Genomic DNA, 12636 nt, shown 5'->3' on the forward strand with positions numbered 1-12636 from the left:
CGATGTTGCAAGTTAAGTTAGACCATGCCCCCTTTGAGCAGGTCAAAGCTGATGTGTCTATTGTCTTTGTGGTGGAGAAAAATTGCAACCACCCATGGGTGCACCATAAAGAGGTGCTAGACACTTTCCACTACGAAGGGGAGGGCGTGTTTTTGGACCAAGCCCATAAACGGCTGTATGTGGGGGTGGCGCACAATGATGCGCATCTCTTTAGAGAGGCGGCGTGTTTAGCGGTGCGCACACTCAAAAAATACCATTTCAAAAGCGCAAAAGTGGGGTTGTATGCCGCCCAACACACCAGCGAGGGCGAATGTCCTTTAGGGCAAACCATGTTGGCGATCTTGACGGGTTTGCAATTTGGGCTTTACAGTTATGAGGCTTATAAGAGTCAAAAAGAGCCCGTGCATTTAAAAGAGGTTGTCCTAGCCTTAGGGGAAGCCCACGAGTTTAAACACGAGGTTAAAACCCTAGAGCACAATCTAGAAAAATTGATCCACAAAGCCCGTGTGCTAGTCGAACATGTCAATTTAGCCCGCGATTTAGTCAACACCCCCCCCAATGTCGCCAGCGCGCCCTATATCGCCAAAAAAGCCCAAGATTTGGCTGAAAAAAATGCCCTGGAGTGTTTTGTACACGGGGAGGACTATCTCAAAGAAAAGGGTATGAACGCTTATTTAGCGGTCAATCGCGCTTCAGCTAATCCCCCCCAACTCGTGCATGTGATCTACAAACCCAAAAACGCCAAGAAAAAAGTTGTGTTAGTGGGCAAGGGCTTGACTTATGACTGTGGAGGGTTGAGCATTAAAACCCCTGAATACATGATCACCATGAAGGCGGACAAGGGCGGAGCGTGCGCGGTGTTAGCGGTGGTCAATGCGCTCGCACACCTGAAGGTAGAAGCAGAGGTGCACGCCGTGTTAGGCTTGGCAGAAAACATGATTGCCGGGGATGCTTACCGCCCCGATGATATTCTCATCTCCAAAGAGGGCAAGACTATAGAAGTGCGCAACACCGATGCAGAGGGGCGTTTGGTGCTGGCAGATTGCTTGAGTTTTGCTCAAGATTTAGAGCCCGATCTGATTGTGGATTTTGCTACCTTGACGGGGGCATGCGTGGTGGGTCTTGGCTCTTACACTAGCGGAATCATGGGTAATAATGAGGAACTCAAAAGCCAATTTGAGCACGCCGCGCTCAAGAGTGGGGAATTGATGGCTAAATTGCCCTTTAACCGCCACTTGCGCAAACTCTTGGACTCTAAAATGGCTGATATTGCCAATATCACCCCCGTGCGCTATGGGGGCGCGATCACAGCAGGGCTATTCTTAAATGAGTTTATCCGCGAGGAATACAAGGACAAATGGTTGCACATTGACATCGCCGGTCCAGCTTATGTGGAAAAGGATTGGGATGTCAACACCCCCGGGGCTAGCGGGGCGGGCGTGCGCGCGTGTGTGGAGTTTGTGCTAGAAAGTTTGAAGTAGTGGGACTCTCTATTGGGATTGTGGGTCTGCCCAATGTGGGCAAATCCAGCACCTTTAACGCGCTCACACGCACCGCGCAAGCCCAGAGCGCTAACTACCCCTTTTGCACCATTGATCCTAATAAAGCCTTAGTGGATGTGCCCGATGCGCGTTTAGAGGCTCTAGCCCGAATTGTCAAGCCCCAGAGAATCCAACACTCCAGTGTGGAGTTTATAGACATCGCTGGGCTCATCAAGGGGGCATCTAGTGGCGAGGGCTTAGGCAACCAATTCTTGGCGCATATTCGAGAGTGTGAGGTGATCTTGCACTTGGTGCGCTGTTTTGAGGATAGTAGCGTGGTGCATGTCAACTCCAAAATCGATCCCATAGGCGATATAGAGACCATTGAACTAGAGCTCATCTTGGCAGATATACAGAGTTTGCAAAAACGCCTAGAACGCCTAGCCAAGAACGCCAAAAGCCACAAACAAGCCCAAGAGCAATTAGAATGTGCGCGCGCCCTGCTAGCGCATTTAGAGCGCATGCAACCAGTAAGCACCTTTAGCCACCCCCACCCCTATTTAGACACTCTCAAACAGGAGTTGCGTTTTTTGAGCGCCAAGAAGGTGATCTACGCAGCCAATGTCAGTGAGGAACATACTAGCGCGCCCAATGGCTACGCCTTGGAGGTGCAGGCTTTGGCTAAAAAGCGCGGGGCGCGCTTTGTAAGTCTGTGTGCCAAATTAGAAGAAGAGATCGCGCAAATGCCCCCCCAAGAAGCCCAAGAGTTTTTGCAGAGTCTAGGGATCGCACAAAGCGCGTTGGAACGCGTTATCCAAATGGGTTTTACGCAATTAGGACTCATTAGTTATTTCACCGCTGGAGTCAAAGAGGTGCGCGCTTGGACGATTGCTAAGGGTTCTAGCGCGCCTGTGGCTGCTGGGGTGATTCACAAGGACTTTGAAAAGGGTTTCATTAAAGCAGAAACAATCGCCTATGAAGACTTCATCGCCTATGGGGGAGAACAAGGCGCAAAGGAAAAGGGCGCGTTACGCATTGAGGGCAAGGATTACATCGTGCAAGATGGCGATGTGATGCACTTTAGGTTCAATGTCTAGTGTGCTATAATAGGGTTTTATCTCACCCTTAAGGACATGCATGGCCAATAATCTTGCCCACATCGATCAAGTTACCAATCTGCACCGCAACAATGAATTGCAACTTCTATGCTTTAGATTAGGCAAGAACAAAGACCTCTACGCGGTGAATGTGTTTAAAATCCGCGAAGTGGTGAAATACGATGGGACTCTCACCATGATTAGCCATGAGCCCAACTCTTTGGTGGAGGGCTTGATCATTATCAGGGAGCTCACCATCCCCCTCATTGACATGAAAAAGTGGTTTTACTACGATAGCAATAACAAGCTCAAGGATTTGCGCCCCTTTAGGATTGAAAAAGAGCCTAATGAGGACGACATTATCATGATCTGCGAGTTTTCGCGCTGGACCATTGGGGTGCGTATTTACGAAGCCGATCGCATTTTAAATAAGAAATGGACGGAGATCGAACAGAGCGCAGGCGTGGGGGGCAATAGTGGCAATTCCAAGTTGGTAAGCCGGACGCGTTATTTTGATGGGCGCTTGGTGCAGGTGGTGGATATTGAAAAAATGCTCACCGATGTCTTCCCATGGATCGAACAAGAAAGCCATGAAGAACTTAGTCGACTCTCCAAGCTTTACAGCGATAAAATGGTGTTGTTAGCCGATGATTCGCCCAGCGTGCTAAAGACCATGCAGGTGATCTTAGACAAACTAGGCATCAAACACCTAGATTTCATCAACGGGCAACAACTCTTGAACTATCTCTTTGACAAAGAAACCGTTATAGAGGACATCGGGCTCATCATCACAGACTTAGAAATGCCAGAGGCTAGCGGGTTTGAGGTGATTAGACGCGTGAAGTTAGATTCGACCATGGCTAAAATCCCCATTGTGGTGAATTCCTCAATGAGCGGGAGCTCTAATGAAGAGATGGCGCGTTCCTTGCACGCCGATGATTTTATCTCCAAATCCAACCCCCTAGATGTAGAGCGCATCATTAAGAATTTCTTGCCCGTCAAGAGCGCGTGATGTTAGATTACCACGCCATCCCTTCGCCCTGTTATGTGCTAGAGTTAGCCAAGCTCCAGCATAATCTTGCCCTCTTAGAGAGAGCCCAGAAGGAGGCGGGCATTAAGATCGTATTAGCCTTGAAGGGTTTTGCCTTTTGGCGGGCTTTTGAATGGGTGCGCACGAGTTTGCATGGGTGTTGCGCAAGTGGGGTGCATGAGGCGTTGTTGGCTTATGAAGAATTTGGCTCACGAGAGAGCACTAAAGAGATCTGCGTCTTTAGTCCGGCTTTTAAGCCTAGCGACATTGCCCAAATTTTGCCCATCGCCACGCATATCATCTTTAATTCTTTTGCCCAATACCACGCCTATAAAAACTTGGTGCTAGAAAAAAACCAAAAACTGCACAAATTAGGGCTTTCTCCCATTAAAATAGGTCTGCGTGTCAACCCGCTTTTTAGCCGTGTGCGCCCCTTGATTTATAACCCCTGTGCGCCCCATAGCCGTTTGGGGATCACCCCTAAGGCGTTTAAAGAGGGTCTAGAACGCTATGGTTTGGAGGGAGTGAGCGGGTTGCATTTCCACACCCATTGCGAACAAGACGCGCCAGCCTTGCAAGAAACCCTAGAGCATGTCAGCGCGCATTTTGGCGACACCCTAGCCCAAATGCAATGGCTCAATATAGGCGGAGGGCAACACATCAGCAAGGAGGGCTATGCCCTAAATGTCTTGGTGCAAGCCATGCAGGGTTTAAGACAAGCGTTCCCCAATCTGCAAGAAATCTTTTGTGAGCCCGGGGAGGCGGTGGGTTGGCAAGCGGGGTTTTTACTCTCCAGTGTGTTAGACATTGTAGAAAACCAAGCGCAGATCGCGATTTTAGATGTGAGTATCACCAACCACATGCCAGATTGCCTAGAAATGCCCTACCAACCAGAGATTTTCAAGGTGGCTAGCGATGGGAGCATAGCAGAGGGCAAACCAACCGGAGAGTTTAGCTACTTTTTAGGGGGGGTGAGCTGTTTGGCTGGGGACTTCATTGGACCTTATTGTTTTGAAACCCCCTTGGCTGTAGGCGATAGAATTGTCTTCAAGGACATGCTACATTACAGCATTGTGAAAAACAACACCTTTAATGGAATCGCTCTGCCCGCTCTAGGCTTGCTAGCCCATGACAAATTCAGCCTACTTAAGAGTTTTGACTACACACATTATAAAGAACGCAATTAATTCCTGAGCGTGGCGACAAAACCGCGATCTAATTTGGCGTAATCGGTGTAAAACACCCCACGATACCCCTTTAATTCTAAATGCTCGCTCAAAGAAGCCCTTTGATCAGAGCCCATTTCACAGATAAGGTATTTCACGCGCTTTTCAGAGGCTTCATCAATCAACACCTTGATGATCTCATCGCCCTGTTCGCCCCCATAAAGCGCGATCTCAGGTTCATAACGCACCGAATCATCGAGGGGATAATCCAGGGGGATATAAGGGGGATTACTCACCACCAAAGTGCGCGCGGGGATTTCCACGCCCTGTATCAAAGAAGTGTGCATTAAAGAAACACGGGCTTGCAGGCTAAAGGTGGTGATATTAATGCTAGCCACTTCCAGCGCGTCCATAGAAATATCGGTGCCCATGACATGAATCTTGGGGTGCTGCAGGGCTAAACTCACACCCACCACCCCACTCCCTATCCCCACATCGATCACATTTTTAATCCCATACTCTTGAATGATCTCAGAAGCTTGGTGCACTAAAATCTCGGTTTCAGGTCTGGGGATCAACACGCGTTCGTCCACAAAGAACAGACGGCTGTAAAAACTCACCTCGTGGGTGATGTATTCGATGGGCTTGCCCTTAGCGCGTGCCTTCACCATGCGCATGAAGCGATCCACGGCAAAGTCGTCTAATTCTTCTTGGGCATGCATGTGCAAATACACCCGATCCACACCCAGCAGATGGGCTAGAAGCACTTCGGATTCTAGCGCGGTGCGCACACCCTTATCCTTGAGAAATTTTTTAGCTTCATAAAGCGCTTTGGAGATATTGGTCGGCATTTCATAACTTAAAATGGGGTTTGCAAAAGGGCATTCTATCCTAAAAAACCTTTAAAATGCTAGCGCGCTTGCAGGCAATCTTTAAAGGGTTTTAGCTATAATGCGCCATTGTTTCTAGGTAAATAAAGGATGAGAGTGGTCTATGGGGTCTTATTTGGGGGGAGGAGCTACGAACACGAAATTAGCATTGTGAGCGCGATCGCTCTAAAAGAAGTCTTGGGCGCGCAGATCGGGCATTTTATTTTTTTAGATGGCGCGCGCCGCTTTTATCTCATTCCCACAAAGGACATGCGTTCTAATTTCTTTGCTAGCCACCAGTATAAAAAGTGCCCTGAGCTTGTTTTAAAACCCCATGGTTTTTACACGCAAGGGCTTTTAGGGGGGGGTAAACAAGTGGGCTTTTCTACCCTTATTAATTTGGTGCATGGGGGTGATGGAGAAGATGGCTTACTGGCTTCACTGCTGGATTTTTTTGAAGTGCCCTTTATTGGTCCTAGGGTGGAGGCGTGCGTGGTAAGTTATAGCAAGTATTTAACCAAGAGTTTTGCTCTAGAGCGCGCTATCAAAGTCCTACCCTATGTGTTTTTAACCAAGCCTCCCAGCACCCCCCTAGAGCTAAACTACCCCCTCATTGTCAAGCCCAACCGCTTGGGGAGCTCCATAGGCATCAAGATCGCCAAAGAATCTAAAGAATTAGATTATGCCCTAGATGAAGCCTTTGAATTTGATAGCCAAGTGGTGCTAGAACCCTTTAAGGCGGGGGTGAAGGAATACAACTTAGCTGGGTGCATGCTAGAAAATGGGGAGTATCTCTTTTCCATTGTAGAAGAGCCCCAAAAAAAAGACCTCTTGGGTTTTGAAGAGAAATATTTGGACTTTGGGCGCACCCAAAAAATCGCTAGGGCGCAAATTAGCGCGGGGTTAGAAGAACAGATGCGCGCGCTTTTCAAGCGCATTTATGAGCCTTTTTTCATCGGGGCGCTCATCCGTTGCGATTTCTTTGTGCTAGAGGATCAACTCTTTTTAAATGAGATCAACCCCATTCCCGGGAGTCTAGCGCACTATCTCTTTGGGGATTTTACCCATGCGCTTGAGAATATCTTATTGCCTAAAAATCCCCCTATTCCTATCACCTACCGCTATATCAACCAGATTCAAAAACACAAGTGATGGCTAAACGCAGGGTGGTGTACCAAGGGCGCGCATTTGAAATCGCTTATGATCGACTCAACGCGCACGCGCCCAAGAGTGTGGCGTTCTTACATGGTTGGGGGAGTTGTAAGGAATTGATGCAACACGCTTTCAAGGCGTGTTTTACGCGCTCCCAACATTTCTATTTAGACCTGCCTGGTTTTGGCAAAAGCCCCAATGACATCTTTTTAACCCCCCAAGACTACGCCCAAGTCATAGACGCGTTTTTTAGCTCCCTAGAGATGACCCCAGATTTGCTAATCGGGCATAGTTTTGGGGGCAAGATCGCCACGCTGTGTCAAGGCGCGCGCTTAGTGCTCCTAAGCAGCGCGGGGGTTGTCCTGCCCAAGTCTTTTAAAACGCGCTTGAAAATCCAGCTGGCTAAGGGGTTGAGGGCGTTGGGTTTGAGCAATAAAGCCTTGAGAAGTGCGGACGCGCAAGGCTTAAACCCAGCGATGTATGAGATTTTCAAATACACAGTCCAAGAGGACTTCAGCGCGTATTTTCGTGCATGCGCTAAAGACACTTTGATCTTATGGGGAGCGCAAGATACCACCACCCCCCTGTGTGCAGGGCAAAGAATTGCCGCGCTCGTTCCCAAGAATCGCTTTATTGTCCTGCCTGGGGATCACTATTTCTTTTTAAAACAGGGCGCGTTGGTGCAACAGCATTGCTTGGAACACTTTGGTCCTAGTTGGCAGGGATAAACATGGGGATTTTGGAATTTGGCGCGGTGTGGGTTTTTATTCTAGGCTTGAATTACTACTTGATGACCTTGTTGCAATGGTATCATTACAGCTTTGCGCGCGTGCTCACCAAGCACCACAAAAAACGCTGGCATGTCTACCATGTGATCTTGCCCCTAGGGGTTTTTATCCTCACCCATGCCAAGCACCTAGAGATCGCCTTTTATGTCTTTGTGGGCGGGGTGCAAATCCCTTGGCTGGTGCTTTGGGCTAACCATTTGGATAAAAAATTGGTTTTCACCCCACGCGTGGTGCGTTTCTTTTTACTTCTGTGGCTATTTTTGCTCGTGGACGCATGGCTGGTGCGCGCTCTAGGGGAGATTAGCTATTGGCGTTATGGGCTTCTTATGATTCTAACACATGGCGCGTCCTTGGGCTTTGAAAAGAGTTGCGCGCGGGGCTATGTGCGTTTGGCTAAACACAAATTAGCGCGCATGCCCCATTTGAAGATCATCGCCATCACAGGGAGTTTTGGTAAAACCAGTGTGAAAAACTATCTTTATCAAATCTTGCAGGGCAAACACATCGCCTATAGCGCCTCGGGGAGTGTGAACACTCTGCTAGGTTTAAGCCATGACATCAACCAAAACTTAGGCGAAAACGCCACCCTTTACATCGCAGAGGCTGGCGCGCGCGCGCCCGGGGACATCAAGGCGATCAGCGCGCTTTTGCAACCCCACTATGCTATCATCACCGAAGTGGGCAAACAGCATATAGAATACTTCAAAACCCTAGACAATGTCGCCAAGACCAAGGCGGAGTTATTGCAATCTACGCGTTTAGAACACGCCTTTTGCCATAAAAGTGAGGTGTTGGAGCCCTTTTGTGTGCCCTTAGAAAAAATGAGTTTTTACCCGGGTAAAATAAGGGGTGTGGAGGCTAATCTAGAGGGCACGCGCTTTGAGCTCTGGCTGGATAACCAATGGGTGCGTTTTGAAACTAAAATTCTAGGGGCGTTCAATGTAGAAAACCTCAGCCTAGCGATCATGGTAGGCTTTTACTTTGGGCTCTCTAGCGCGCAATTACAACGCCTAGTGGCTAAACTCAATCCCGTCCCCCACCGCTTGCATGTCCTGCACCTGAACGATAAAATCATCATTGATGATGGCTTTAATGGGAATTTAAAGGGCATGTTGGAGGGGGTGCGTCTGTGTAGCCTTTATGCTGGGCGCAAGATCATTGTAACCCCGGGTTTAGTGGAGAGCGATGTAGAATCTAACACCACCTTAGCCCGGGCGATAGATAGAGTCTTTGACATTGTCATCATCACGGGCGAACTCAACGCAACCACTCTAGCCCAAAGTATCCACAGACCCCAAAAGATTTTTCTCAAAGACAAGAGTCAGTTAGAAGCGGTGTTGCAAAGCACCACTTTAGCCAAAGACTTGATCTTGTTTGCCAATGACGCGCCCAATTACATTTAAAGGAGTGCCATGTACCGTCTGTATGCGCCATGGAGAAATCCTTATTTGCAAGGAGAGGATTTACAAGGCTGTGTGTTTTGCGCCATCGCCCAAGCCCCCCATTTAGATGGGAGTAACCATGTGCTCTATCGTGATGCGCGCGCCATTGTGGTGATGAATCGCTACCCTTATAATCCCGGGCACTTCATGGTGATCCCCTGCCAACATGCCAATAGTCCCGAATTATTGGGTTTAGAGGATTGGCAACACCTACAAAAGCGCATTTATGAGGGCGTGCAACTCTTATACGCCTTTGGAGCCGATGGGATCAATGTGGGGTTTAATCTCAAGGACGCTTCTGGGGCGGGGATCAGCGCGCATTTGCATGGGCACTTAGTGCCCCGTTTCCATAAGGACACGAATTTCATCAGCGTGATTGGCAACACCCGCGTTTATGGGGCGGATTTTGAAGCCATTTACCAACAACTCAAAGAACAGGGTAAATCCTTTTTTGCCCCATGATAAGGAATGGCATGAAAACACGCAGTTTCAAACTTTTTAGCGGTAGCGCGCATCCTAGCTTTGGCAAGGAGGTCGCCAAACACTTAGGGGTGGGGCTCTCTAAGGTGGTCTTAGGGCGTTTTAGCGATGGGGAGATCAATGTGCAAATTAGCGAATCGGTGCGCGGGAGAGATGTCTACATTGTGCAACCCACCTGCGCGCCGGTCAATGACAATCTTATGGAACTCTTGGTGATGGTGGACGCGCTCAGGCGATCTTCAGCCAATTCTATCACGGCGGTTGTGCCCTACTTTGGCTACGCTAGACAGGATCGCAAGGCAGCCCCTAGAGTGCCCATTAGCGCAAAATTAGTCGCTGATTTGATGCAAACCGCGCGTATCGATCGCTTGATCACAATGGACTTACATGCCGGGCAAATCCAAGGTTTTTTTAATATCCCAGTGGACAATCTTTACGGATCGATCGTTTTTAGAGATTATATTTGTTCCAAGGATTTTAAAAACCCGGTGGTGGCTAGTCCAGACATCGGGGGGGTGGCGCGCGCGCGCTATTTTGCTAGCCAAATTGGCATGGATCTAGTTATTGTAGACAAAAGGCGCGAACGGGCTAATGAATCCGAGGTGATGAATATCATCGGGGAGGTGCATGGGCGTGATGTGATCTTGGTGGACGACATGGTGGATACAGCCGGGACTATCTGCAAGGCGGCTGGCATGTTAAAAGCCAAGGGGGCGCGCTCAGTGATGGCACTGGGCACGCACCCGGTGTTAAGCGGGAATGCGATCAAACGCATTAAGGAGAGTGAGTTAGATGAGGTGGTGGTGAGCAATTCTATCCCGCTCAAAGCTCCCCACCCCAAGATCACAATCTTAAGTGTCGCGCCCTTATTTGCGGAGGTGATCCGCCGGGTGTATCATAATGAAAGCGTGCAATCGCTTTTTGTGTAAAGGGAGTTTATGGCAGATGTGGTTGTGGGGGTGCAATGGGGCGATGAGGGGAAGGGAAAGATCGTAGATCGCTTGGCACGAGATTACGATTTTGTGGTGCGCTTCCAAGGCGGGCATAATGCCGGGCACACCATTGTCGCCCAAGATCGCACTTATGCTCTGCACTTGATCCCCTCAGGGGTGCTATACCCCCAGTGCAAGAACATTATTGGCAATGGGGTGGTGGTGGCTTTGGACGCGCTAGCCCAAGAGATCGCCCCCTTTGAGAATTTACGCGGGCGGCTTTTTGTGAGCGAGCGCGCGCATTTGATCCTGCCCTACCACCAAATGTTAGAAAATCGCCAAGAAGCCCAAAGCGCGATTGGGACTACCCGCAAGGGGATTGGACCCGCTTACCAAGATAAGATCGCCCGGGTGGGCTTGCGCGTGGGGGATTTGCGCCGTCCTAAAATCCTCAAGGACAAGATCGCGCACAACTTAGCCCATCTGCATGTTTGTTTAGACACCAAGGCAATTCAACACTACCTAGACACCTACACCCCCCTGATTTTGCCCTATATTGCCGACACCACTAGCATGCTTTGGGAGAGCGCTCAAGAGGGCAAACGCATTTTACTGGAGGGCGCGCAGGGGAGTATGTTAGATGTAGACTTTGGGACTTATCCCTTTGTTACCAGCTCGACTACAATCGCCTCTGGAGCGTGTAATGGGAGTGGGCTAAGTGTCAAAGACATTCAAGAGGTGATCGGGGTGGCTAAGGCTTACTGCACGCGGGTGGGTAATGGACCTTTTCCTAGCGAAGATGTGGGGGATTTGGGCGCGTGGTTACGCAAACAAGGGCATGAATTTGGCACGACCACCCAACGCGCGCGCCGGTGCGGGTATTTTGACGCAGTGGCAGTGCGCTATGCCTGCCGTCTAAATGGGTGCACGCAATTAGCCTTGATGAAATTAGATGTGCTAGATGGCTTGGGGGAAGTTTTGGTGTGCGTGGGCTACCAAAGGGAGGGGGAAGCCCTAGAGCGCATGCCAGACTCTTTAGAGGGCATCAAGCCCATTTACCACAGTTTTGAGGGTTGGGAGTGTAGCGCGCGTGCGCGCACCTTTGAGGAACTCCCCAAAGCCGCCCAAGACTATGTGGAGGCGCTAGAAACCCTAGTGGGGGTAAGAATCAACGCCATTTCTACCAGCCCTAAACGCGAGGAGATGATTTTACGATGACTCCCTTTGATGCCTTATTGAAGATCAAACGCCAATTACTCCAACGCGCCCAGATCGCCCTAGCCAACAACCACGCCCAGATCGCCCGCACGCAACAAGAGATCAGCGCGTTGCGCGCAGAGTTAGAACAGTTGGGCGTGGGCGCGCAGGGGAGTATGGACGCTTTTTTGCAACTCAATGCCTTAAAGCACAATTACCGCTACGCCCTAGCCCAGCTCCACACACAGGTAGACAGGTTGCAAGAAGATCAAGCGCGCCTGCAAGAACAACACAGACAAGCCAACCTAGAATGCGAAAAGATCGCCTATTTGCAAACCCTGCAAACCCAGGCGCGTTTAGCGCGCCTGCAACGCCTAGAACACAAGGAGATGGACGCGATTAGCACGGGCATGTTCGCCTATAAGCAAAGAAGCTCCCATGCCTAGATTTTACGCGTGGGTGGCGTGCGCTTTGGTTTTACAAGCCACCCAAACCCCCTCTGAGCAATTCTTGCAATGCAACGCCATTTTTGAATCGCGCAAGGCTGAAATTGAAACGCAATTACAAGCCTTGCAAGCGCGCGCCTTGAGCTTACAAACCTTGCAAAAAGAAACCCAAAGTCTTCTAGATCAACGCCGCGCCAAAGTGCTAGAGCGTGAAAAAGCCCTAGGGGTGAAACTCAAAGAATTAGAGGACAAAGAGACAGCTTTTAAACAAACCCAAGCCGAGAATGAGAAAAAGCTCAAAGCCTTGATCGCCAAGAATGAGGAACTTTTAAAAGAGATCAAGAGCGCTAGCCAGAGCAAACTCTCTAGCACTTATGCCAAAATGAAAGACTCCAAAGCCGCCCCGATCTTACAAGACTTGCCTCCCAGCCAAGCTGCTCAAATCCTCTCCACCCTAGAAGCCAAGGACATGGGCAAAATCCTAGCTAAAATGGACCCCGCTAAGGCAGCCACTCTCACACAAATGCTCCAAAAAGGTCCCCCCTTTAAACGACCC

13 protein-coding genes are annotated in these 12636 nt (G+C 49.5%); 12 read left to right on the forward strand and 1 reads right to left on the reverse strand.

The genetic code is table 11. The features are described 5' to 3' along the window. Window positions 1-2 precede the first annotated feature (2 nt). From EAO37_RS05125 to nspC, 4 genes are read left to right on the forward strand one after another with little or no spacing between them, the layout of a single operon-like run. Window positions 3-1481, forward strand: a complete 1479-nt coding sequence (locus EAO37_RS05125) for a leucyl aminopeptidase (protein ID WP_120944885.1) — start codon at window positions 3-5, stop codon at window positions 1479-1481. After that, window positions 1481-2578 carry a redox-regulated ATPase YchF gene (gene ychF / locus EAO37_RS05130; protein ID WP_120944883.1) on the forward strand — a complete coding sequence of 366 codons (1098 nt, stop codon included), beginning with the start codon at window positions 1481-1483 and terminating at the stop codon, window positions 2576-2578. The genes EAO37_RS05125 and ychF overlap by 1 nt, the downstream gene beginning before the upstream one ends. Window positions 2579-2618: 40 nt before the next feature. Continuing rightward, the gene (locus EAO37_RS05135) at window positions 2619-3590 is read left to right on the forward strand and encodes a chemotaxis protein (protein ID WP_120944881.1); all 972 of its coding nucleotides are present in this window, start codon (window positions 2619-2621) and stop codon (window positions 3588-3590) included. Further along, a complete protein-coding gene (gene nspC, locus EAO37_RS05140) occupies window positions 3590-4795 on the forward strand; it encodes a carboxynorspermidine decarboxylase (protein WP_120952021.1) in 1206 nt (401 codons plus the stop codon). The genes EAO37_RS05135 and nspC overlap by 1 nt, the downstream gene beginning before the upstream one ends. Here nspC and prmC read toward each other — a convergent pair. Beyond that, window positions 4792-5625, reverse strand: a complete 834-nt coding sequence (prmC, locus tag EAO37_RS05145; RefSeq protein WP_120944877.1) for a peptide chain release factor N(5)-glutamine methyltransferase — start codon at window positions 5623-5625, stop codon at window positions 4792-4794. The two genes, nspC and prmC, sit on opposite strands and share 4 nt — an antisense overlap. Before the next feature lie 135 nt (window positions 5626-5760). Here prmC and EAO37_RS05150 point away from each other — a divergent pair, with 135 nt between their 5' ends. From EAO37_RS05150 to EAO37_RS05185, 8 genes are all read left to right on the forward strand, one after another. Then, window positions 5761-6795, forward strand: a complete 1035-nt coding sequence (locus EAO37_RS05150; RefSeq protein ID WP_120944875.1) for a D-alanine--D-alanine ligase — start codon at window positions 5761-5763, stop codon at window positions 6793-6795. Continuing rightward, entirely contained in the window at window positions 6795-7523 is a 729-nt protein-coding gene (locus EAO37_RS05155) for an alpha/beta hydrolase (RefSeq protein ID WP_120944874.1), read from the forward strand. Before EAO37_RS05150 ends, EAO37_RS05155 begins: the two co-directional genes overlap by 1 nt. Before the next feature lie 2 nt (window positions 7524-7525). Then, window positions 7526-8986: a UDP-N-acetylmuramoyl-tripeptide--D-alanyl-D-alanine ligase gene (gene murF, locus EAO37_RS05160; RefSeq protein WP_120944872.1), complete on the forward strand. Its 1461-nt coding sequence runs from the start codon at window positions 7526-7528 to the stop codon at window positions 8984-8986. A gap of 9 nt (window positions 8987-8995) precedes the next feature. After that, complete coding sequence (locus EAO37_RS05165) at window positions 8996-9487, forward strand: HIT domain-containing protein (protein ID WP_120944870.1); 492 nt, start codon at window positions 8996-8998, stop codon at window positions 9485-9487. Further along, complete coding sequence (locus tag EAO37_RS05170; protein WP_205589487.1) at window positions 9484-10434, forward strand: ribose-phosphate pyrophosphokinase; 951 nt, start codon at window positions 9484-9486, stop codon at window positions 10432-10434. The genes EAO37_RS05165 and EAO37_RS05170 overlap by 4 nt, the downstream gene beginning before the upstream one ends. A gap of 9 nt (window positions 10435-10443) precedes the next feature. Beyond that, window positions 10444-11655, forward strand: coding sequence for an adenylosuccinate synthase (locus EAO37_RS05175; protein ID WP_120944866.1), 1212 nt, complete (start codon window positions 10444-10446; stop codon window positions 11653-11655). Then, complete coding sequence (locus tag EAO37_RS05180; RefSeq protein ID WP_120944864.1) at window positions 11652-12080, forward strand: flagellar FliJ family protein; 429 nt, start codon at window positions 11652-11654, stop codon at window positions 12078-12080. The genes EAO37_RS05175 and EAO37_RS05180 overlap by 4 nt, the downstream gene beginning before the upstream one ends. Further along, on the forward strand, window positions 12073-12636 hold a 564-nt coding region (locus EAO37_RS05185), incomplete at its 3' end, for a MotE family protein (protein ID WP_120952024.1). The genes EAO37_RS05180 and EAO37_RS05185, both read left to right, overlap by 8 nt.

The sequence above is a fragment of the Helicobacter sp. L8 genome, from assembly GCF_003660355.1.
GTDB classification, from domain to species: Bacteria; Campylobacterota; Campylobacteria; order Campylobacterales; family Helicobacteraceae; genus Helicobacter; species Helicobacter labacensis.